The following is a 23,721-nucleotide window of genomic DNA, read 5'->3' on the forward strand; positions in this document are numbered from 1 at the left end:
CCTCACTTTTTAAGCGGCGTACATGTTCTTGATAAGTTCAAGAGCACGACTATCCAACTCAGTTTTTAAATTATTATTTAATTGTTTAGAAAATGGAACAAATCCATCATTAAACTCATGCTTAGTAAACTCATTAAATTCTTTTAATAAAGCTTCAAAAGCGGCATCCACAGGTGTAGAATTTTCCGAGATATCTTCATCTTCCTCATTCTCACCGTTTTCTTCCTCCAAGAATGCAATATTATTTTCATCAAGTAATATTAGCGTGAATGTTGATTCGGCTTCATTGCCTTCATCGTCTTTAGCCGTAACTAAAATTTCGAAATTCTCATTCGGCAGATCAGGAGGTGATATTTTAAATTCACCTTTATCCGCATCAAACTCCATCCATGCAGGTAAGTCTGATCCGTCGGCCATTAATGCCTCGAATTTTATTTCTTTATCGTCCCTATGCTCAAAGCTTGCTCTTGGAATACCGAATGTTTGAGAGCCTTCAGACTTCTTAACCACATCAGGTAATTCAAATACAAGTCTTAACGCATAGTCGGAGTAATCAAAATTACTTATTTTTCCATAAGGGTCGTAACTACCTATATCACCAAGTTTTCCCGGATTTAATGAGTTATTTGATGTTTCAGGCGTTCCGTCGGAATCATCCTCATCATTTGTACCCGGACCGAAATCAGGCAATGTAAGCGGTTTTACCGTTACCGTAACAAGAGCAGGTAATGACGTATTATTGTCATTATCAATCACTCTGTAAGTAAAGGTATCCGTACCTGAAAATCCTCCGTTCGGGTTATAAACTATCGAACCGTTAGGATTAACGGTAATAGTACCGTGGCTAGGCTGATTTACAGGGATAACATCGACAATTGTTCCGTCAACATCATTATCATTGGCAAGTACGTTAATAGTTATTGACTGCCCCTGAACGGTTGTCGCCGAATCAGGTCTTGCAATCGGTGCTTCTTCTGAAGAAACAACCTCTACTGTAACCGTACCGGTATCAGTACCTCCATTGCCGTCAGAAACCACATAAGTAAATGTATCCGTGCCGGAGAATCCTTGGTTAGGAGTATAAACCGCTTCACCGTTTACTATGGCAACAGTACCGTTCGCACCATTAGTTACCGACTGTAAACTTAATGTATCACCTTCAATATCAGTGTCATTGTCAACAACATCAACCGATACTGCGGTATTTTCTGAAGTAAATGCCGAATCATCAACCGCTACAGGATTGTCATTAACAGGGAGAACCGTAACTTCAACATTAGCCTGAGCAAAACCGCCCTGTCCGTCAGTAATTACATAAGTAGTAAATGTATCCGTACCGAAGAAGTTAGGATTAGGAGTATATATCACTTCACCGTTTACAACTTGCGTAGTTCCGTTATTACCGTTTGTTACAAAGTCAATCTGAATAGTATCGCCGTCAACATCAAAATCATTGGCAAGCACATCTATCGTTACAGGAACGTCCTCATCGGTAATAGCAAAGTCATCAAGTGCAACAGGAGCATCATTTACAGGATTAACCGTTACGGTTACAGTGCCTGTATGAGTCTCGGTGCCGTCAGTGATAGTATATGTAAATGTATCTACACCGTTGAAATCCGCATTAGGAGTGTATTTAACCTGACCGTTTTCAATCACAACAGTGCCGTTTGAGCCGTCAGTTACCGAAACGATAGACAACGTATCACCGTCAACATCTTCATCATTGGCAAGAACGTCTATAACAACAGGAGTCTCCTCATCGGTTGTAGCCACATCATCAAGTGCAACAGGAGCATCATTTACAGGATTAACCGTTACGGTTACAGTGCCTGTATGAGTCTCGGTGCCGCCGTCTGATACTGCATAAGTGAATGTGTCTGTTCCTACAAAATCAGCATCAGGAGTATATACGGCTTTCCCGTTTACTATGGTTACCGTTCCATGTGAACCGTGAGAAACCGACTGTAGAGTCAAAGTGTCACCTTCTATATCAGTATCGTTTGCTAAAACATCTATTTCTACAGGAGTGTCTTCATCGGTTGTAACATTATCAGGATTAGCCACCGGAGCATCATTAATAGGTAGAACGTTTACCTTTACAGTTCCGGTAGATGTTTCACCGTTACCGTCGTCAATTGTATATGTGAAACTATCCTGACCGTAGAAATTAGCATTAGGAGTATATTTTACCTGACCGTTTTCGATTACTACGGTGCCGTTAGTGCCATTTGTTACCGAAGTGATAGTTAACGTATCACCGTCAGCATCAGTATCGTTATCAAGCACATCGATTAATATTGCAACATCTTCTAATGTTGTAGCATTATCTTTGTTGGCAACAGGAGCATCATTAGTGTTCTCTACATTAATAGTAACATTTGCCACATTGCTGGTTTGGTCGGCAACATTTACCAAGAATGTAAGGTCATTTGCGTCCCAATCCGAGTTAACATAAAGGTCTTCAAAAGTAACCTGTAACTTGCTTTGACCGTTTACATCAACTTTTCCGGTAACAACATGCTCAAGACCGTTAGGGTTTAATTCGGCAGCATTACTATGGAATACACCTTTATCTGCACCGGCATTAAAGTCAACCCAGTTATCGTTAGAGTCTTTATATTGAAGATTAAACTGGCTTTGTCCGGCTACTGCCCCATTGTAATTCGCAGGCTGACCGTTAGCATCAACAAATCTTATTTCCGAAGCATCATTTAATCCGGTATCACCACCGTCGGCAGCAAGGAAAAACCCTAAGAAATGCCCTTCAGCCAGATTTCCGATAACCGAATCAGGCTGAGAACCTGATATTTTTGACCAGATAACATCAGTTTCTACGATATTACCGTCACAATCATATATATAGTAGCCGAGAGTATTATTAAATCCGGCAGATTTGCTTACAAACGAAACAGATACCTCATGCTCACCCGGATCGGTAACTACAACAGCGTCCATTCCGTTACCGTTCGGAGAACCGAGAGTCGGAGTTTGGTAATCAGCTAAACTATCAAAAGCTTCATACGGTACATGAATTGAATATTGGAAATTATCAATACCGTCTACACCCTGATTAGGCACAAACCTGATTGTTGCATTAGTGCCAACCATGTCGCCGTTATTTAGCTGAGTCATATTCTGACCGTCAACCAAATAAAGAGTTCCGTTAGCAGGAGTAGATTCAATAATTACTTTTGCAGAAGCAGGAAGTAAGTGTACTCCCTCATCATTTTCCAATAGGTCGGATACTTGTATATCTAGCGGAGTGTCTTCCCCGGTTATTAGCTCGGAAGTCAGGTTATCACCGTCATTTGCGGTATAGCTGTCATCATGTGCTTGCAGATTGTCAGCTACTGGGCATACATGTACTGTAACCGTAGCAGTTGAAGTTCCGCCTTTGCCATCTGATATAGTATAAGTAAATGTATCTACACCGTTGAAATCGGCGTTAGGCGTATATTTTACCTGACCGTTTTCGATTACAACAGTACCGTTTGCACCGTCAGTTACATCTGTAATTGTTAATGCATCTGAATCAGCGTCAGTATCATTGATTAATACGTTTATAGCTACGGCAGTATCTTCATATGTGGCAACAACATCATCAAGTGCAACAGGTGCATCATTTAAAGAATCCACGTTAACGGTTACAGTAGCCGTATCCGTGCCGCCATTACCGTCAGATACCGTATAAGTAAATGTGTCCGTACCGTTAAAGTTATTATTAGGAGTATATTTTATCTGCCCGTTAACTATCTGTGCGATTCCGCTTGCAGGATTTGACACTGAAGTGATTGTTAATGCATCACCATCAACATCGTCATCATTTGATAACACATCAATAGTTATCGGAGTATCTTCATCCGTAGTTACAGTATCATCTTCAGCTAAAGGTGCATCATTTATCGGATTAACAGTAACATTAACCGTACCGGTGCTTGTCTCGCCATTGCCGTCAGTTATAGTATAAGTGAACGAATCGTTACCGTTGAAATCAGCATTAGGTGTGTATTTTACCTGACCGCTTTCTATTACAACAGTGCCGTTTTGACCGTCTGTTACCGAAACGATAGTTAACGTATCACCGTCAACATCATCATCATTGGCAAGAACGTCTATAACTACAGGAGTGTCCTCATTTGTAGTAACATTATCCGTATTAGCAACAGGAGCGTCATTTACCGGAGTAACTTCTACAGTTACAGTAGCCGTATCGGTTCCGCCGTTTCCGTCTTCAACAGTATATGTGAATGTGTCGGTTCCTACAAAATCGGCATAAGGTGTATATTTCACCTGACCGTTTTCTATTACAACAGTGCCGTTTTGACCGTCTGTTACCGAAACGATAGTTAACGTATCACCGTCAATATCATCATCGTTATTAAGAACATCAATTAATACAGGTGTGTCTTCAGCAGTTGTAATCGAATCATCACCGGCAACAGGAGCATCATTTACAGGGCATACTTCAATCGTTACAGTAGCGGTAGAAGTTGAAGGGTTTGAATCCAACAATTTGACGTTATCTATTAAACCGCCGTAAGTATCATCGGTTCCATCTGCCCTGAACTCTAATCTTGCAGTATCCTTACCGACTGTTGAAACATTGTAGCTGTATGTCTTCCACCCGCTCGCAGCGGCAGTTATAGTATCTAGCAATTCACCGTCCCAGTAAACTTCTATAACACTGCTTGCAGCAGTATCGCCATAATTACGAGCCGAATAGTCGAACTGAAGAAGCAACTCATCATTGGCATTACTTACATCAACATCTTGGTACATATTACTGTTAGTATCATCGGCAAAATGCGAGTCTAGCTCAACTTTTTGATTTCCGTCAGTAGCACCTATACCACCTGTATTTCCGGTCTGAATCTCAATTCCGGCACCTATATCGGTTTGCCATCCTGTTATTCCGTTAGGGTAAACTTCCCATGCACCGTTATGGTCGCTTACATTGTCAGCTTCAAAGCTGCCATTTATGATAAGGTTGTTAGAATAATTACCCTGACCGGTTGATATGGTATATGTAAATGTATCGGTTCCGTTAAAGTCAGGTTTAGGAGTATAAACTAAATTACCGTTAACGTCTTCGGTGATAGTACCGTTGGAAGGCTGCGTAAAGCTTACTATTGAGCCGTTTCCATCATCATTAGCCAATAGGTCGTCAGGATTTATCGTTAAAGGCGTATCTTCAAATGCCTTTAAAGTGTCATCATTTGCTGCAACAGAGCTATTGATTATTGCATCAATATAATTGATGTCCACGTGCTTAAAGCCTTCTCCGGGAATCTCTCTGAATGCACATGCAACTATAGTTTCATTTGTTGAATCATTTGAAGATGATGTAAACTTTAATGTTTGTAGTGCGGCAAGTATGTCATCACCCTTACCTTTGAACCATAGTGAGTTAGTTCCGTTAGCACCCTTGTGAATAACTACGGAGCCATTATCCAATAAGCTTTGGTCTATAGAAACATTATGCGGCGAACCAATAGTTTCAAGGTCAACACCAATCAGATAGTTTTCATCCGATTTGAAGTCTTCAGTAGAAAATAGCGGATCGTCAGAGGCAAAAACAAAATCCTCACCCAGACCTATTGTGAATGCATCGGAGAAATGCATATCAGGATTAGGGCAAACATCAACAGTTACCGTAGCAGTGTCAGTTCCTCCATTACCATCATTTACCGTATATGTGAATGTGTCAGTACCTGAAAAACCTTGATTCGGAGTGTAAAGAACCAGTCCGTTTACTATCTCGGCAGTTCCGTTATTACCGTTGGTTACCGATGCTATAGTTAAAGAATCGCCATCACCGTCAGTATCATTAGCAAGTACGTTTATAGAAACGGGAACATTCTCATACGCATCAACATTATCATTCTGAGCGTCAGGATTTACATTAACATGTGTTACGGTAACAGTTACTTTTGCAGTATCGGTGCCGCCATTTCCATCATTTATCGTGTAATGGAAGGTATCCGTACCGCTAAAGTTATTGTTAGGAGTATAAACTATTTTACCGTTTACTATCTGCACGTTTCCGTTAGAACCTTGAGTGGTCGGTTCAATAGTTAAAGTATCGCCGTCAATATCGGTATCGTTAGAAAGTACGTTTATTGTTTTAGCGTTATTCTTATTGGTAGTAGCTGTGTCGTTCTTCGCATCGGGAGCGTCATTTATAGGTTTTACACACACTGTTACGGTAGCCGTATCCTTACCGCCTTTACCGTCGCTTATAGTGTATTTAAACGTATCATTTCCATGGTAATCAGGATTCGGTGTGTAAACTATCTTACCGTTTACTATCTGCGTAGAACCATGCTGACCATAAGTAACCGACTCAATTATAATATTATCACCGTCAGGATCGGAATCGTTAGCAAGTACGTTTATCGTTTTCGAACTATCCTCATCAACATTAATGCTGTCATTTTTAGCTATAGGGTCTGAATTTTTACCGCCTTGTCCCTCTGCTACTTCAACATATATCTTGCCATACTTACTTTTAGCTCCATCGGCATCGGTAGCTACATATTTAGCTTTAGCCTTTCCGTCAAAATTAGCGGCAGGGTCAAATATTATATCATCTCTGTCATCATACGATATTTCATCACCTAGTTGTATCGTAGTACCGTTTAATAGGAATTTACCCTCATTAGAATCAGGCAACTCAATAAATGAGAAAGTTAACTGACTTTCATCTTTATCATCAATACCTTCAAGCGTAATTGATATATTTGTATCAGAAGAGGTCTTAACTTTAATATCCTCTACCTCGGGAGCTTTGTTCTTGCTGCCACCGTCTTTACTTTTGCCTTTTAGGTCAACATCAATATCAGCATTTGAATCGATTATCAGACCGGAATCCACATCACCTATAAAATACTCCAACGTCCAATCACCGGACTTTCCTGTTACATCATCAGATGACGCAATATCCGTGCCGGTAATTTGCGAAATACGCTCTACAAAGTGAACACCGTCTATACCGGAGGCTACATCGCAACCATATATCATTATGTCCGCCGTGTCGGTAAAGCTTTTAGCCCAGTTTTGCAGCTCCTGATAATACTGATCGATTGTGGAGTTATCTAATATGGCATTACCGAGGTGCAACTCACCTTCATCACCATGCGATATTATATCTAAAGTTTCGACGGTTTGGTATTGCTCAAGTATAGACGAGATTTCTTTAACGCCGTCCTGATCCGCCTTAATAGTATGTACAATAACATTATTTTGCTCTAAGTAATTACGGATTTCGCTGTCTGGATCCGACCTTTCATCAACTATAACAACTCGGTTATTTGCTAAAGGAGCTACGCCGTTTACAATACTATCCAGCGGATGTGGATTAGCATTGTTATCATTCGTATCACTGTTTGAGTAATCATTTACGTTATGATTATCATCATTTAAGTTATCAGTTGCAACTGCCAAAGCTGCCGCATCTAATACAATTCTATCTTCCAATGGAAAAAATACTTTTTTATTCGTACTCAAGATACTAACCCCAACATTATAGTTAATTTTTTAAAGTTTGGATGGTTTATACACAAAAAACATACAAATAGCAAGGATAAAATACAAAATCAGGCAAATTTTGTATCACTTTAGTATCAGGTGTATTGTTTCGGGATTTAACGGGATTAAATTTAACTAATAATATCAAGAACTATTTTCAATTTTAAATTGCAGTATATTATATGCATTTTTTAAATAAAATTATCAATAATTCTACCAAAGGTAATATATAAGAACGCTGATTACAATTTAGCTTAATCCACCCCATCTTTTTACAAGGTTATTTTCAATTTGAAAAATATCCAACAGCCTCCCTACGCTATGATCCACTATTTCTTCAACGGTCTCCGGCTTAGGATAAAAAGCAGGTAGGGGCGGAACTATAATAGCTCCCATTTCAGTTAACGCGGTCATTGTACGCAGATGCCCTAAATGGAACGGCGTTTCCCTAACGGCAAGGATAAGCTTACGTCTTTCTTTTAATATTACATCGGCAGCCCTGCTTATCAGGTTGGAAGTAACTCCGGTACATATCTCCGACATAGTTTTTATTGAGCAGGGTGCAACAATCATACCCATAGTATTAAATGAACCGCTGGATATGGCAGCACCTATATCTTCTATATTATAATTCTTATCGGCAAGCTTCTCAATATCGGACACTTTGTATTTAGTTTCCTGACTTATAGTAATTCTCGCTGCTTTACTTATTATAAGATGAGTTTCTATATTAATTTCCTTTAGTACTTCAAGTAGCCTTATTCCGTAAATAGCACCTGATGCACCACTTATAGCAATTATAATTTTTTTTTCTTTCACAATAGATCCACTTTAATAGAAATAACGAATATTAAATACATGTAATTTATATTTTTTTTAGGAAAATAGTGTCATTTATTATTTTAATCCACAAAAAATTGTGTTACCATTTATATCCGTTAGTTAATCAATTAACAAACCTAAGGAGGTATAAATGTCTATAACTACTCACATTAAGACACTAAACGAAAAACATAAGCAATTAGAAGAGGAATTACACAACGCTTATATACATCACCTACCGACAACGGAAATATCAAGAATAAAAAAGCAGAAGTTATTGCTCAAAGATGAAATCAAGCTACTTCGAAGCAATGTAGGTGATTTTAAGAAAGCTGCGTGAGCATTTTCTGTAATCTACGAATGTTAATTTAAGGGGGAGTTAAAAACTCCCCTTTTTTTATTATGCCGCCTGCTCTTGTGAAGCAACCTCTTTTGGTGCCGGATCTTCGTCCAACTCAGGAAGCATACCCAAAGCACGCTTATAGGTGTCTAGTAAATATTCCTGTTCTTCCAGTTCATTTGCCTCGATTTTTCTTATTTTCAGAATTTGACGTATTATTTTTACATCAAAACCCGCACCTTTAGCTTCAGCAAAAACTTCTTTTAAATCCTCCGCAATATTCTTTTTCTCTTCTTCCAAACGTTCAAGACGCTCAACAAACTGTTTAAGATGTTCAGCCGATAGACCTCCATAGAAAGATGACATACATGACTCCTTATATATTTAATTTTAATAACCAAAAGAAGATAAACATTTTAAACGCATTGTAAAACTAAAATAAGTTATTAGCATACAAATAATTCTTCATATTGCTCTTCTTCATCAGAATAATCATTACTGCAAGATGCTATAAGGTGCATACTATCTTCAAGGCGTTTTCTAGCCATTCCTGAAAGTTCACCCACATTGTCGGCAATTTCGACCATTTCCTCCATGCTCCCGTTACAGTGCAACACTGCATCACAACCGGCATTTATAGATTCCCTTGTTCTGGAAGCGAAACTTCCCTGTAAAGCCTCCATTGATAAATCGTCAGATATCAAAAAGCCTTTAAACCCTATTTCATTTCGAATAATACTAATTAAATTATGGGACAAGGTGGCGGGCTTCTTATCATCAATGGCTTTATATAATATATGTGCTGTCATTGCCCAAGGCATATTGCACAGATTTTTAAACACCTTAAAATCAGATTCATACAACTCTTCAACCGTTGCATCTACTATCGGAAGCTCAAGGTGGCTATCGGACAACGCTCTTCCATGCCCCGGAATATGTTTTATTACAGGCAAAATGCCGCTATCTAAAAACCCCTGTGCGGACTTTCTTGCAAGCCTTGTTACAATTTCAACATCGGAGCCGAAGCTCCTATCACCTATAATATTATGGGCATCATCAAATAACAGGTCACATACGGGCGCACAATCAACATTAATTCCCAGATCGAATAATTCCTTACCTATAATGCGTGAGTTTAGATAAGAAGCTTGCTCCGCTTTTTTTATGTCCGTTGCGGCTAGTTGGGCAAAAACGCTCATAGGCGGAGAATTTCTCCAGTGCGGAGGCTTAAGTCTGGATACCCTCCCCCCCTCTTGGTCTATCAGTACCGGACAATCCCAACCGACAACAGATTTTAAATCCTGAACTAATTCTTTTACCTGTTCGGGATTATCAATATTCCGGGCAAATAATATAAAACCTATCGGTTTTACATCTTTAAAAAAATCTTTCTCCCTAGAAGAAACTTCCTTTCCTTCTATTCCGAATATAACAGCATTACTTTTTAACAACGAAACACCCCTGCTTTTGTTCTATTAGTTTTTTACATAATGTTCTGGCATCAGACTCATTACTAAGACTTCCGACTCTTAAACGATAGAAAATACCTTTATCACCCAAATCTGCCTTTTGTGTATTTAACTGTAGCTCACCTAAAAGTGAACCGTGTTTTTTCTTTATGATTTGCCAGTTCTTTTCAACATCACCCTCTGTTCTGAAAGAACCCAACTGTACAATAACACCGTTATTTGATTTTTTCGGCTCCACAACACCCCTTGACCTGATAGAAGGTGTCGGCACATTTTTTATATCATCAACCGTAATTGATTCTGAATCGTTTTTTACCTGTTCAACAGGCTCTTTTATGTCAGATGCAACCACATTAACATCAGAAGATAAAAGCTCTTGTTTTTTTATGACTTCAGGAATTTCACGATTTTCATTTTTAGCAACAACGGTTTCCTGAACCGTTTCCTCTGGTTTCTGCTCAACTATTATTGACGGTAAGCTGGCAAACAGTTCCTCTGCTTTTTCGGCTATATCCTCACGCTCAATAGGCTCTTCATGTCTTGGCAGTATTTTTACCACCTTTGGCAAAGAGTTATCGTCTTTATCTGAAATAGTCTCATATATCAGCTTATCACGGTTAGCAATATACATACCGCCGGGTTCTTCCGGTTTTACCCTTATAGGGGTTGTGTCCGCCTTGATTACGACAGCCTCTCCATTCCACGTCGAATCGAAGGATAGCTTTCCGCTTTTCCAAGCATATACACCGCCTACAATACCGATTATAACCGCTAAAGGTAGTAATATTTTTATAGGTATTCCCGGCTCGGATTCCAAATCGATTTCAGGTCTTTTTTCCATAGAAACTTGCTGCTTTGGTGTATCGTCAAAGTTTTTTAATAGCTCGGTTTTTAACTTATCTCTATTAAATTCCATAATTACATTTCTCTAACCGGTTCAATGTTAAAAATAAACAAACCCGAACTTATTACATTAATCATAGATTTTAATAAAATCAATCTTGCAGCCGTAATTTCAGGATTATTTTTTAAAATAAATCTCAAAACCTCATCGTCTTTACCTTTATTCCACAATGCATGGAAATGTGACGCCAGTTCCTGTAGGTAAAAAGCTACTCTATGCGGCTCATTTGCAGATGCCGCCGCCTCAACAATCCTCGGCCACTGTGCCATTATTCTTATTAAAGCTATTTCTTCTTGTGAATCAAGTTTTGCAAGCATATCTCTATTTATTCCCTTTGCCATCTCAACGGCTTCAGGACATTCCTCAGTTGCATTCCTGATAACCGAGTTAGCTCTTGCACATGCATACTGCACATAGAAAACAGGGTTATCTTTAGATTGTTCTTTAACAAGTTTTAAATCAAAATCCAATACGGCATCATTTTTACGTGTAAGCATTATAAAACGTATTACGTCTTTTCCCACTTCATCTAGCACATCACGCACGGTAGTAAACGTGCCTGCTCTCTTAGACATTTTAACAGGCTTGCCGTCATCCATAAAATTAACAAGCTGTGATATTTTAACATCAATTTCCGCATTGCCGTCACTAATTGCTTTCACAACTGATTTTAGCCTCTTTACATAACCGCCATGGTCTGCACCAAGCACTATTACCATTTTGTTGAAACCACGTTCATACTTATCCAGATGATAGGCAATATCAGCGGCAAAATAAGTATAGCTACCGTCAGATTTCTTTATTGCCCTGTCAATATCATCACCGAACTGCGTTGATTTGAACAATGTCTGCTCTCTAGGCTCCCAGTCGTCAGGCTGCTTACCTTTAGGAGCTTCAAGGATACCTTTATATATAAGCCCTCTTTCTTCTAATAGTTTTAAACCTTTTTCAACTTTGCCGCTATCCTGTATGTCTTTTTCAGAAGTAAATACATCGTGGGTTATACCAAGTGCAGCCAGATCGTTTTTAATAAGGGATATCATTGTATATACCGCAAATTCTCTAACTATAGGCAACCATTTATCTTCTTTTTTACCAATCAGGTCTTTTTCATATTCCTGAGCTAATGACTCGCCTACAACTTTCAGATATTCACCCGGATACAAACCTTCCGGAATTTCACCGATATTCTCACCCAAAGCTTCCCTGTACCTTAAATATGCAGATTTTGCCAATACATCTATTTGCGAACCTGCGTCATTTATGTAATATTCTTTTGTAACATTATATCCGGCTTTAAATAACAACAAAGCAAGTGCATCACCATAAACGGCACCTCTGCAGTGCCCTATATGCATAGGTCCCGTCGGATTGGCCGAAACATATTCAATGTTAACTTTCTCGTTCTTTCCCATATTAGAATTGCCGTAGCCGATACCTTCTTCAATAATACCAAGAAGTACGTCCTGCCAAATATAAGGCTTTAATTTAATATTTATAAATCCTGGACCTGCGGTACTTACCGAATCGACCATATTTACATGTTCAAGTTTTTTAGAAATAACATCTGCCAGTTCAAAAGGTTTTTTTTTCGCAGCTTTGGAAATTACCATAGCCGCATTCGTAGCAACATCGCCATGACTTGCATCACGCGGAGGCTCAGCGGTAACTGCCGAAAAAGAAATGCCTGAAGGAATAACACCTTCTAAAACCAACTGATGTAAAATCTCCTCTATTTCAACATGCAATATCTTGAATATATTCACTAAACAAACCTTTTTAATTTAATTTTACGCCTCTATTGCCGCACCTAAACTACCCGAATAAATTCAGCACGACAAAAATTATCAGCCTAACCACATTTTATGAAGTCATTCATTTTAAATTTAATATACTTAATTATTTATAAAAACAAACAATTATTGATTGTTTCAGGTAGTGTTCACCATATATTTATTACAAATTGTATTATAGAAGCCTCTGCAAAAGTCAAAAAAACTACTCTCCCCTTGAGGGAGAGTTAAAAACACGAAGTGTTTTGTGAGGGGTAGAAACTAGCAAGCGTTTGTTATAGCTGTATGTATCGTCCCCTCCAAGAGAGGGTTGGGGTAAAGGATTTTTCAACATATGCTTTAATTGCAATATACTGTTTTTGTTGAAACTCCCCCCTCTTCCTAACCTTCTACTAAAGGGAGAGGGGACTAAGATTTCAACTTTACAACCATTTTGCAGAAGCTTCTGTAGAAATTATTGTGCTTTAAATATTTCACCGTTCTTGTCAAAAGAACTCTCCGCAAGCTGAACAAAAATTTCCGTAATCTCGTTCGGCTTTTTTATATTCGACATATCAAGTCCGGGCATAGCTTCGGCAAGCATCTTTGTATCCACCTGCCCCGGATCAACTAAGTTTACCCTTATATTTGACTGCCTTACTTCCGCAGCATATGTTTTTACCAGCTTTTCCAATCCTGCCTTACTTACCGCATAAGCACCCCAGTAAGGAGAGTCATTTTGTACAACTGCCGAAGTTACAAATATTCCCCTGCCGGAATCCGACATTCTTAATAACGGATCCATACTTCGCAATATCCGATAGTTTGCCGTCATATTCAACGCTATGATTTTTTCCCAAACCTTGCTATCTATTTGATGCAAAGGGCTTAAATGTCCCAACTGTGCAGCATTACTTACAATAATATCCAGCTTCCCGAAACGCTCATATATTAACGCTCCTAGCTGATCAATCTTTTGATATTCGGTTAAATCGACAGGCACAATAATGCAGTTACCGTTAATTTTTTTTATTTCATCGTCAACCGATTCTAAGGCTGTAGCAGTTCTTGCGGCAATTATTACATGTGCCCCTTCTTCTGCGTATTTTATAGCAACTGCCGCTCCTATTCCTCGGGAAGCACCCGTAACTAATGCAATTTTACCATCTAACCGTTTAGTCATTTTACGCCTTTCTTGTATCTTGAAACAGCGGCAACTGTGAAGTTTCGCCTAAATCGGCAACCTGAATAGGATAATCATCTGTAAAACATGCATCACAAAATTGAGGGCATTCGTTATTTCTGGCATCATAACCGCTTGCTCTGTACAAACCGTCAACAGACAAGAACTTTAGAGAATCAACGCCTATGATTTTGGCAATCTCCTCCACCGAATTGTTAGCTGCTATAAGCTTTTCTTTTTCCGGAGTATCAACCCCGTAATAGCAAGGGCCTATTGTCGGAGGGCTAGCAATTCTCATATGTATTTTCGTAGCTCCCGCCTCACGAACCATCGCTACAATTTTTTTGGAAGTAGTTCCCCTTACGATACTATCATCAATAAGAATGACTTCTTTGCCTTTTAAAACTTCGGAATTAGCATTATGCTTCAGCTTAACGCCAAGATTCCTAACCTGATCGGTAGGCTCGATAAATGTACGCCCGATATAGTGATTCCTTATAATTCCCAGTTCAAACGGAAGCCCGGCTTCCTCAGCATATCCGATTGCCGCAGGAACTCCCGAATCTGGTACCGGTACTACCAAATCTGCCTTAACGGAACTTTCTTTAGCCAGTTCTCTTCCTATGTTTTTTCTGACGTTATAAACGTTTCTTCCTTCAACTACACTATCCGGCCTGGAAAAATAGACATATTCAAAAATGCAAAAACGAGGTTTTTTATCACCGAAAGGTTTTGTGGAGTGTAAGCCGTCTTTGTCAATAACGACTATTTCACCCGGTTCAATATCCCGTTCGAACTTAGCTCCGATTATATCGAAAGCACATGTTTCGGAGGCTATTATATATGAATCGCCTAAACGCCCTAAAGATAACGGTCTTACCCCAAGAGGGTCACGTGCGCCTATTAATTTTTTCTGCGTCATAGCAACCAACGAATAAGCACCTTCAACCCTGCTTAATACCTCCGTCAAACGGTCTAAGGCTTTAGACATTGTGCTATTAGCGATTAAATGGATAAATATTTCCGTATCCATAGTTGATTGGAATATTGCACCGCTTTGTATCAGTTCTTTACGTAAGGTAAGTGCATTAGTAAGATTGCCGTTATGGGCTATTGCCATTCCACCGAAACTGAACTCGGCAAAAACCGGCTGTATATTTCTTGCCTGCTTTCCCCCTGATGTAGAGTATCTGACGTGACCGATAGCAATGTCGCCTTTTAATTCGTCAATAACCTCTTTTGAGCTGAAATTATCGCCTACCCTGCCTATGGCTTTATGGCTAAAAAACTGCCCCTGATTAAAAGATATTATGCCTGCCGCCTCTTGCCCTCTATGCTGCAAGGCGTGTAGCCCCAGTGCCGTATGAGCCGCTGCGTCAGGATTAGAATATATACCGAAAACCCCACATTCTTCATTTAATGAGTCCCCATTTATATAGTCATCTATCATAAAAACCTTATTCACCTTCATTCACAGTATCAACAAGACGGTCTAACTGCTTAATATTTAGCTGCTTATACCCCGTCCCGTCCTCTTGTGGCAACTCTTTATTTTCAATTTGAGTGCCGTTTACAATATTTTTCAACATGTCAAAGTCTTCCGCCAACACAGCGTCCTCTTCCGATATCTCCCCATTTGCCAAAGACTCGCTATAAGTATTCAAAATATCCCTGAAAATAGACATTTTATCTAATTCGGAAAGGTCGTCACCTTTAGCTTCGTACTTGGTCTTTATTTTCTCGTAAGCTTTTTCAGGTATGGCTGACTTTATTTTTGCCATTACTTTCATTTCATCTTTGTTTAATGCCCTTGGAACTGCGTCTTTCGTACCGCCGTCCGCCATAGATTTTACAACCCTATCCTTTACTTCGGAAACACGCTCAACCATATATTCCTGCAAACCGTCAGGCAATGTTGCCAAAATGATTTCAGTTGAATAGTTGAGAACATTATATGTTTTTGCATCAACGAGGAATCCCGGACCATATCTTTTTGTGCCTCCTTTTTCCACCCCTCCGAACTCTATCATTTCCGACACGGTTTTCATGCAGAAAAATGCAAGACAGACGATTAAAACACCTCTGGCAAAACCGAAAGCCAGTCCCAATGTTTTATCAAAGAAACTTTTTCGATAAGAACGTATTAAAAAAAGTATTTTAGAGTTAATGATAGCAAGTATGGTAAATACCACTAAGAATATAATTAAAATCGATGCTACTTTCGTTACCGTTTCATTTGCAATGAAATTTTTAAGATATTCTTCAAAAAAAGGTGCAAAATAAATTGCTATAGCAGCAGACCCAAGCCACGTTATCAATGAAAACAACGCCTTGATAAATCCGCGAAAAAACGCAAGTAGCGACGACACAAACACTATTGTGATTATTGTGATGTCAAACCAGTTTAAATCTGAAAGTTCCATATAAATATCTTATGCAATTTGCTTTTCTTGTTCAAAAAAACTCGCAAGTTCTCTTATATGCCTGATTTGCTTTAAAATAAAGGAGTTATTTTGATTTTTAACTCCATCAGGAACAATAGCACTTGCAAAACCTAACTTTTTCGACTCTTTGAGCCTTATATCCGACTGCCCTACCATTCTGACTTCACCTGATAAACCCAGTTCACCAAAAATAACACATTCATATGGTAAAGGTTTATTAACAAATGACGATATAAGGGCAATCGCAACGGCCAAATCGGCAGCAGGCTCGTTTATTTTTAAACCGCCTGCAACATTCAGATATATTTCTTTATCCGCCAGAAAAATGCCGTATCTCGTCTGTAAAACGGCAATTATCATAGCAAGACGGTTCGAGTCCCACCCAACAACCGCCCTTCTTGGAGTAGGCACGGGGGTGGAAGCCACTAACGCCTGTATTTCCAGCAACACCGGTCTTGTTCCCTCCATTCCGGCAAACACGGTAGAACCGCTCATCTTGCCGCCTGTCGAAGACAAAAACAGTGCCGAAGGGTTAGGCACTTCAACAAGTCCTTTCTCGCACATTTCAAAAACACCGATTTCATTTGCTGCACCGAAACGGTTTTTTATCGCCCTCAATATACGGAATTGATGCCCTCTTTCCCCTTCAAAATAAAGAACGGTATCAACCATATGTTCTAATACTTTAGGGCCGGCTATCTGCCCTTCTTTAGTAACATGACCTACTATCAGCATGGTAATGTTCTTTTTCTTGGCAAAGCTGATAAGCTCATGTGCGGAAGAACGAACCTGCGAAACCGTTCCCGGAGCCGAACTCATTTCCTCTATAAACATTGTCTGGATAGAATCAATAACAACCACATCAGGTTTTTCAGACGAATTAATACTTGCGATTATATCTTTAACATTAGTTGCCGACATAAGGTTTACTGGCGATTCATTAAGCCCCAGTCTTCTGGCTCTTAATCTCACCTGATCGACAGATTCCTCACCGGTAATATAGGCTGTTTTTACACCCGATAATGAAATAGCCGAAACGGTTTGCAATACTAATGTAGACTTACCGATTCCGGGATCGCCGCCTATTAAAATAGCCGCACCGCTAACAAGACCGCCGCCTAAGACTCTGTCTAACTCGGAAATACCCGTACTGCCTCGCTCAACATCTGTAGCTTTTCCCGATAAAGGTACAAACTCTATCTTCTGCCCGGCTTTCTTCATCGACAGGGAAGAATAACCTTCATTCACCTCCTCAACTATAGAATCCCAAGCATTGCAGCCGGAACACATACCCGACCATTTTTTATGGACGGTACCGCACTCCTGACAGATAAATGATGTATTACTTTTTGCCATTTAACTAACTTAAATATTTAAAATTCTTTCTATACAAATAGATTTCGTCATTCTACGAATTTGCTTAGTAAACAAATCAGAATTATAAAAGCCTATGCAAAAGGTTGTAAAGCCCAAATCTTAGTCCCCTCTCCCAAAGGGAAAGGGAGCTTTTGCCCCCTTTTGAAGAGGCTCCTATAGTATAATACGTAAACTAAATTCAAATTTACAGCATTTCTAATGATCCTGAAGCTTCATTTTTATAGGTCCTTTTGCACGACCGTTAATAAATTGCTGCACATATTCATTATCACATGAGTTAAGGTTCTTAACACTATCATGCCAGATAATCTTTCCTTCATATATCATCGCTACTTTATCGGCTATTTTTTTAGCCGAATGCATATCATGCGTAATAGTGAATGTTGTCGCACCAAGTTCCGAGGAACACTTTATTATAAGGTCGTTAATCACATCTGCCATAATAGGGTCAAGACCCGTAGTAGGCTCATCAAAGAAAATAACTTCAGGATTATGGACTATAGCCCTTGCAAGTGCTACACGTTTTTGCATACCGCCCGATAACTCCGAAGGAAACAATTTTGCAACTTCTCCTCCAAGACCGACGCTATTTAGCTTTTCAACAGCCAAATCGTAAGCCTCGGCATTATTCACTTTTTTAGATTGCATCATGGCAAATGATATATTTTTCCACACAGGAATACTGTCAAACAACGCACCGCCTTGAAATAGCATACCGAAACGCTCCATCATAATAGCTCGCTCCCTTGAGCTGAAATGAGCCACTTCCTGACCGTCTATTTTTATACTTCCCCTTGTCGGCTCCATCAGCCCCATAATATTCTTTATAAGCACAGACTTGCCGCTGCCTGAACCGCCTATAACCACCAATGATTCACCTTTATGGATATCAAGGTCAACTCCACGCAAAACCTTCTTTTCACCGAAGTTTTTATGGACGTTACGAAGCCTTATTTTCACATCGGAAGGCGTACGTGATTGCGTCTTCTTGGGACGCATATAGCTTTTTATAGTTCTAAGTACAGGGTTCATTTTGTTTATCATTTTGTAAAGAAAAACTCCGTAGCAAAGTAATTAGAAAACAATATGAGCATTGAAGCTGCAACAACCGCATTAGTTGTAGCTATACCTACTCCGTTTGCACCGCCTCTGGAGTTATAACCGTGGTAACAACCCATCAAAGTTATTATAAAACCGAAAATAGACGCTTTGATTAGACCTGTTATAACATCTTTTTGCTCTAATATCGAGAATGTACTTCTCAAATAATTACCTGATGAAAAATCAAGTTTATTTACTCCTATCAGATACCCTCCGAATACCCCGATTATGTCGGCAATTAACACCAGACACGGCAAAGTTATCACGCCTGCAAGCACCCTTGGGGCGATAAGATATTTAAATGGATTTGTGGACAAAGTAACCAATGCGTCTATCTGCTCGGTCACCTTCATAGTTCCGATTTCCGCTGCGGTAGCCGCACCCACACGCCCCGCCACCATCAAACCGGCAAGCACAGGACCAAGCTCCCTTGTAATAGCTATCACCACTACCGTAGCTATAGAATCCTCCGCGTTCATACGAGAAAAGCCGGTATAGCTTTGCAATGCAAGAACCGCTCCGGTGAATATAGCCGTAAGACCTACTACGGGCAGGGAATAATAGCCTATAATAACTACATATTTCAAAAGAACCTTAGGATAGTATGGAGGCGTAATTATATGAAATATCGTGCGTATAGCAAACACTACTACATCACCGATAGCCTCAAGGAAATCAAGAAAGATTCGTCCTATTATTTGTAAAATATTCACAAAAAACCTCAATTTGTGTAAATCCTCTTGTAGCGGCTTCCAAGTGATGTCAGCACTTCATAATCAATAGTTTCCGCAAGTTCCGCTAATTCGTCCAACTTTACATTAGCTCCCAGAATTTCTACTTCGTCACCAACATTAATCTCGTCTTTAATAGAGGTAATATCAACAGTAATCAAGTCCATTGATACACGACCTACCACAGGAATTTTTTTTCCGTTTATTGCACAATAGGATCTATTACCGAATATCCTAAAATAACCGTCCGCATAGCCGATAGGCAATGTGGCTATTTTTGAACCTTTATCTAATATGTAGGTTGCACCATAGCCGACTGTTTCCTCACTGTCAATATTGCGTATTTGCAATATATTACTAGTAATTTCCACAACGTTTTTCATGGGGTTCAGGCTATTGGGAACGGGATTTCCTCCATAAAGTGCTATACCGGGTCTGACAATATCAAAATGATAGTCTTTGCCTAAAAATATCCCCGATGAATTAGCGAAGCTTATTTTAAAATTAGGAGTCAACTCCCTTATTTTCCTTGCAATATTCAACTGCTCGACATTTTTAGTGTTTTTCTTTTCATCAGCACAGGCTAAGTGACTTAATATCAACTTGACATTTAATTTCTCGAGCTTACCGCTCTTTATAACTTGTTCATATTCATTAATCGGTATCCCCAGCCTGTTCATTCCCGAATCAACATGTATCATTGAAGGTTTTTGATTAAAGGTTTTAGACCATAAATCAATTTGTTCCATGGAATTAAGAACCGGACTTATATTATTTTCGGCAAAGAATTTGCCCTGCCCTTTTATAACCCCGTTTAATACGGCTATATCACTAGAGGGAAGTATTTTCCTAAGTTCCAGTGCCTCATCAAGATTTGCCACAAAAAACAGCTTACAACCTGCATCTTTTAGAACCGGTGCAACCTTTTCAACGCCCAGTCCGTAAGCATTCGCTTTTACAACGGCTGCTATTTCCTTACCGCCGGCTTTCTCTTTTAAAATAGAATAGTTCTCGGCGATAGCATTAAGATTAATCTTTAGAGTAGAACCAGAATATAAAAGCGACACAACTACCCCGTATACGAATCAGATGCGGAATAATGTTCAGCCAAGTCTTCAAATTTAGTAGTATTAGCATTGAAGAAAAGCCTAGCCGTTCCGATAGGTCCATGACGCTGTTTGGCAATTATTATTTCCGTAACATTTTGACACGATTCCATTCTTGCCTGCCATTGTGACATTTTTTCAGTTTCGCTATCTGACGGTTTTTTTCTTTCTTCATAATACGCTTCACGGTAAATAAACATCACAATATCTGCGTCCTGCTCAATACTTCCCGATTCACGCAAGTCCGACAACTGAGGACGCTTATCCTCCCTCTGCTCAACGGCACGTGACAACTGCGAAAGAGCAATTACAGGTATATTCAACTCCTTAGCGACCGCTTTTAAACCTTGCGTTATTTCCGAAACCTCCTGAACCCTGTTACCCTCCGATGATTTGGCACTGCCTTTTAGAAGTTGCAAATAGTCTACTATCAACAAGCCTAGATTATGCTTACGCTTCAACCTTCTAGCTCTCGTTCTTAAAGCGGATATCGACAATGCCGGCGTATCGTCCATAAAGAACGGTAGCTTATGTAGTTTTTTATTTCCCTGAACCAGTCTTGCAAACTCATCATCAGTTAAATTGCCGGTACGCATTTTTGATGAATCTACACCCGACTCCATGGCTATCATTCTGGCTGCCAATTGCTCCGATGACATCTCAAGTGAGAAGAAGCCGATAGACGGTGCATTTGTTTCTTCGTCCGTATGATTTTCCAATAAATACTTAGCTGCATTTACTGCCATATTTATAGCGAACGCAGTTTTACCCATTGAAGGTCGTCCGGCAAGTATTAACAAATCCGAATTAGCCAGCCCGCCAAGCAGTGAATCCAAATCAATAAAACCTGTGCTTGTTCCGCTTAAACTTTCCGTCCTTTTATATGCGGCATCAGCTTTATTAATAGCCTCAATTAGCGAGACTTTTAAAGCCTGAAAGCCTGATTCTCCCGTGCCTTCGCTCGCAAGATTAAACAGTTTATGCTCAGCCGCCTCAATCTGGTCTTTAGCTTGCCTTTCTATATTTTCATCATATGCGTCATTTACAATATCCGCACCGATTTCTATCAGATTACGCCTGACTGCAAGGTCATAAACAATCTTTCCGTAAGCTTCAAGATTGATTATAGCTACGGACATTCCGGCAAGACGCACCAGATACTCCGCACCTCCAACATCTATTAACGCTTCATCTTTATCAAAAAAATTCTTTAATGTAACAGGTGTGGCGATTGTTCCCCTGTCTATGAATTTTAAAATGGCATCATATATTCTCTGATGTACAGGCTCATAAAAATGTTCGGGACGCAAATATTCCCCTACCCTATTTATGGCATCGTTATTTGTTATGATAGCACCGAGCAACGCCTGCTCCGCTTGGGTATTATGCGGTGGTTGTCGATATTGTATCGACTCTGTTTCATCTTTTGTTTTGATTTCTTCACGCACTTTCATAATATATACTTATAGATATTATTTCTACAAATATCCATAAAAAAAGGTCGAGCCTACGCCCGACCTTTTAATATTTATTTTATAAGCACTTTATTCTTCTGATTTAGCCTCATCAGTTTCAGCTAAAGCCTCATCACTATCGGAAGATTTTGCCTTTTTGCCTTTTTTCTCAGCTTTTTCAGCACTTGTTTTATGCTCGTCATTTTTAGAAGGGTTCAAAAATTCTTTTTCAGCATCTTTTGCCTCTTCTTCACTTCTGGCAACGTTAATGTTAACTTTTGCTATAACATTACCGTGAATAACTACATCTTCAGTAAATATACCGAGAGATTTTATAGGCTTGTTAAGATTTATCTGATTTCTTTTTACTTCCACACCGTAAGCGGCTTGCAACACATCGGCAATATCTTTTGCACTTACAGAACCGAAAAGACGACCGTCTTCACCCGCCTGCCTTACAACCACAACAAACTTATTGTTAATCTTAGCTTGTTCTTTTTCAGCAGCATCTTGTTTAACTTTATTTTGCTTTTCTATCTCGGCTCTTCTGGCTTCGAATTCAGCTTTATTTTCATTGTTCGCACGCAATACTTTTCCTTGCGGTATAAGGAAATTTCTAGCATAACCGTTCTTTACTTCAACAATATCACCTGCATTACCGAGCTTATTGACAGGCTCTAAAAGGATTACTTCCATGTTAATTCCTCTAAATTAATTATTGTGCAACGTACGGCAACAATGCCAATTGTCTTGCACGTTTAATTGCTTTTGCCAATTCTCTTTGTTTTTTTAGAGAAATTGATGATATACGGCTTGGGGTAATCCTACCACGCTCAGAAATATATCTTTGCAGAAGCTCAACATCTTTATAATCTATTTTCGGTGCTTCATCACCTGAAAGAGGACACCCTCTCACACGACGGAAAAACACATTTCTTACCAAAGGAACGTTACCTGCAGCTTCAGACATTATTCACTCTCTCTTTTTATTGGTTTCTTAGCAAAAGATTTCTTGCCCATCAACGGAGAAGGCTCTTTAGAAATCTCATCAACTTTAACCGTAAGGTTACGGATAACATCTTCACTTAGCTTAAGCTGCCTTTGCAACTCGTCCACAGCCGGAGACTCGGCATCGACCGACAATAGCACATAGTGACCTTTTTTGTTTTTATTCACTTTATAAGCTAGGTTACGCAAACCCCAATACTCTTTTTTAACTATCTTACCTTTATTGTCGCTGACGACTTTAGAAAACGTTTCCGTTAATTTATCTACTTCCTGTGTAGACATGTCTTGTCTTACAATAAAAGTATTCTCATATAGAGGCATTCTTATTCTCTCCAAAAAATACGTTGGCTTAAAATTAAGCGAAGTAGCAAAATACATACTTTTACTCAATATGCAAGCATAGATTTACTAAAAATCGACATTTTATATAAAAAAATGACAGTTATTAATATAACAATACAATAAAAATATTTGCTATTT

The 23,721-nt window shown here is 39.2% G+C and carries 18 protein-coding genes; 1 reads left to right on the forward strand and 17 read right to left on the reverse strand.

Annotated features, from left to right (window positions below; all coding sequences use genetic code 11):
- Positions 1-9 precede the first annotated feature (9 nt).
- Together O2942_01250 and O2942_01255 are read right to left on the reverse strand one after the other, a co-directional pair.
- Positions 10-7,479, reverse strand: coding sequence for an Ig-like domain-containing protein (locus O2942_01250; protein ID MDA0780874.1), 7,470 nt, complete (start codon positions 7,477-7,479; stop codon positions 10-12).
- Positions 7,480-7,779: 300 nt separating this feature from the next.
- Positions 7,780-8,349 carry a UbiX family flavin prenyltransferase gene (locus tag O2942_01255; GenBank protein ID MDA0780875.1) on the reverse strand — a complete coding sequence of 190 codons (570 nt, stop codon included), beginning with the start codon at positions 8,347-8,349 and terminating at the stop codon, positions 7,780-7,782.
- 154 nt (positions 8,350-8,503) lie between these two features.
- Here O2942_01255 and O2942_01260 point away from each other — a divergent pair, with 154 nt between their 5' ends.
- Positions 8,504-8,692 carry a YdcH family protein gene (locus O2942_01260; GenBank protein ID MDA0780876.1) on the forward strand — a complete coding sequence of 63 codons (189 nt, stop codon included), beginning with the start codon at positions 8,504-8,506 and terminating at the stop codon, positions 8,690-8,692.
- Positions 8,693-8,752: 60 nt separating this feature from the next.
- On the opposite strand, the gene O2942_01265 is transcribed toward O2942_01260, so the two are convergent.
- From O2942_01265 to rpsF, 15 genes are all read right to left on the reverse strand, one after another.
- Positions 8,753-9,058 (reverse strand): DUF2312 domain-containing protein, encoded by a 306-nt coding sequence (locus tag O2942_01265; protein MDA0780877.1) that lies wholly within the window; start codon positions 9,056-9,058, stop codon positions 8,753-8,755.
- Between the two features lie 80 nt (positions 9,059-9,138).
- Complete coding sequence (gene nagZ, locus O2942_01270; GenBank protein MDA0780878.1) at positions 9,139-10,143, reverse strand: beta-N-acetylhexosaminidase; 1,005 nt, start codon at positions 10,141-10,143, stop codon at positions 9,139-9,141.
- Positions 10,130-11,077: an SPOR domain-containing protein gene (locus tag O2942_01275; protein MDA0780879.1), complete on the reverse strand. Its 948-nt coding sequence runs from the start codon at positions 11,075-11,077 to the stop codon at positions 10,130-10,132. The genes nagZ and O2942_01275 overlap by 14 nt, the downstream gene beginning before the upstream one ends.
- A 2-nt stretch (positions 11,078-11,079) precedes the next feature.
- Positions 11,080-12,831 (reverse strand): arginine--tRNA ligase, encoded by a 1,752-nt coding sequence (gene argS / locus O2942_01280; GenBank protein ID MDA0780880.1) that lies wholly within the window; start codon positions 12,829-12,831, stop codon positions 11,080-11,082.
- A 481-nt stretch (positions 12,832-13,312) separates the two neighbouring features.
- Positions 13,313-14,020, reverse strand: coding sequence for an SDR family NAD(P)-dependent oxidoreductase (locus O2942_01285; protein MDA0780881.1), 708 nt, complete (start codon positions 14,018-14,020; stop codon positions 13,313-13,315).
- A 1-nt stretch (position 14,021) separates the two neighbouring features.
- Positions 14,022-15,491, reverse strand: coding sequence for an amidophosphoribosyltransferase (purF, locus tag O2942_01290; GenBank protein ID MDA0780882.1), 1,470 nt, complete (start codon positions 15,489-15,491; stop codon positions 14,022-14,024).
- Positions 15,478-16,443: a CvpA family protein gene (locus O2942_01295; GenBank protein MDA0780883.1), complete on the reverse strand. Its 966-nt coding sequence runs from the start codon at positions 16,441-16,443 to the stop codon at positions 15,478-15,480. The genes purF and O2942_01295 overlap by 14 nt, the downstream gene beginning before the upstream one ends.
- 9 nt (positions 16,444-16,452) lie before the next feature.
- On the reverse strand, positions 16,453-17,820 hold the full coding sequence (radA, locus tag O2942_01300) for a DNA repair protein RadA (protein MDA0780884.1): 1,368 nt from the start codon (positions 17,818-17,820) through the stop codon (positions 16,453-16,455).
- A gap of 216 nt (positions 17,821-18,036) precedes the next feature.
- Positions 18,037-18,840, reverse strand: coding sequence for an ATP-binding cassette domain-containing protein (locus O2942_01305; GenBank protein ID MDA0780885.1), 804 nt, complete (start codon positions 18,838-18,840; stop codon positions 18,037-18,039).
- A 41-nt stretch (positions 18,841-18,881) separates the two neighbouring features.
- Entirely contained in the window at positions 18,882-19,655 is a 774-nt protein-coding gene (locus O2942_01310; protein MDA0780886.1) for an ABC transporter permease, read from the reverse strand.
- An 8-nt stretch (positions 19,656-19,663) separates the two neighbouring features.
- Complete coding sequence (gene alr / locus O2942_01315) at positions 19,664-20,740, reverse strand: alanine racemase (protein ID MDA0780887.1); 1,077 nt, start codon at positions 20,738-20,740, stop codon at positions 19,664-19,666.
- A 2-nt stretch (positions 20,741-20,742) separates the two neighbouring features.
- On the reverse strand, positions 20,743-22,233 hold the full coding sequence (locus O2942_01320) for a replicative DNA helicase (GenBank protein ID MDA0780888.1): 1,491 nt from the start codon (positions 22,231-22,233) through the stop codon (positions 20,743-20,745).
- A 90-nt stretch (positions 22,234-22,323) separates the two neighbouring features.
- Positions 22,324-22,929, reverse strand: coding sequence for a 50S ribosomal protein L9 (rplI, locus tag O2942_01325; protein MDA0780889.1), 606 nt, complete (start codon positions 22,927-22,929; stop codon positions 22,324-22,326).
- A gap of 19 nt (positions 22,930-22,948) precedes the next feature.
- Positions 22,949-23,203 (reverse strand): 30S ribosomal protein S18, encoded by a 255-nt coding sequence (rpsR, locus tag O2942_01330; GenBank protein ID MDA0780890.1) that lies wholly within the window; start codon positions 23,201-23,203, stop codon positions 22,949-22,951.
- Entirely contained in the window at positions 23,203-23,562 is a 360-nt protein-coding gene (rpsF, locus tag O2942_01335; protein ID MDA0780891.1) for a 30S ribosomal protein S6, read from the reverse strand. The genes rpsR and rpsF overlap by 1 nt, the downstream gene beginning before the upstream one ends.
- Between the last annotated feature and the right edge of the window lie 159 nt (positions 23,563-23,721).

This window comes from Pseudomonadota bacterium, assembly GCA_027620075.1.
Taxonomy (GTDB): Bacteria; Pseudomonadota; Alphaproteobacteria; order Rickettsiales; family UBA6187; genus 1-14-0-20-39-49.

Bases quoted from the DNA above. Each gene is read 5' to 3' on its own strand.
- O2942_01260 (MDA0780876.1), top strand. From the start codon at position 8,504: ATGTCTATAACTACTCACATTAAGACACTAAACGAAAAACATAAGCAA.
- O2942_01265 (MDA0780877.1), bottom strand. From the start codon at position 9,058: ATGTCATCTTTCTATGGAGGTCTATCGGCTGAACATCTTAAACAGTTT.
- O2942_01275 (MDA0780879.1), bottom strand. From the start codon at position 11,077: ATGGAATTTAATAGAGATAAGTTAAAAACCGAGCTATTAAAAAACTTT.
- O2942_01285 (MDA0780881.1), bottom strand. From the start codon at position 14,020: ATGACTAAACGGTTAGATGGTAAAATTGCATTAGTTACGGGTGCTTCC.
- purF (MDA0780882.1), bottom strand. From the start codon at position 15,491: ATGAAGGTGAATAAGGTTTTTATGATAGATGACTATATAAATGGGGAC.
- O2942_01295 (MDA0780883.1), bottom strand. From the start codon at position 16,443: ATGGAACTTTCAGATTTAAACTGGTTTGACATCACAATAATCACAATA.
- radA (MDA0780884.1), bottom strand. From the start codon at position 17,820: ATGGCAAAAAGTAATACATCATTTATCTGTCAGGAGTGCGGTACCGTC.
- O2942_01305 (MDA0780885.1), bottom strand. From the start codon at position 18,840: ATGCGTCCCAAGAAGACGCAATCACGTACGCCTTCCGATGTGAAAATA.
- O2942_01320 (MDA0780888.1), bottom strand. From the start codon at position 22,233: ATGAAAGTGCGTGAAGAAATCAAAACAAAAGATGAAACAGAGTCGATA.
- rplI (MDA0780889.1), bottom strand. From the start codon at position 22,929: ATGGAAGTAATCCTTTTAGAGCCTGTCAATAAGCTCGGTAATGCAGGT.
- rpsR (MDA0780890.1), bottom strand. From the start codon at position 23,203: ATGTCTGAAGCTGCAGGTAACGTTCCTTTGGTAAGAAATGTGTTTTTC.
- rpsF (MDA0780891.1), bottom strand. From the start codon at position 23,562: ATGCCTCTATATGAGAATACTTTTATTGTAAGACAAGACATGTCTACA.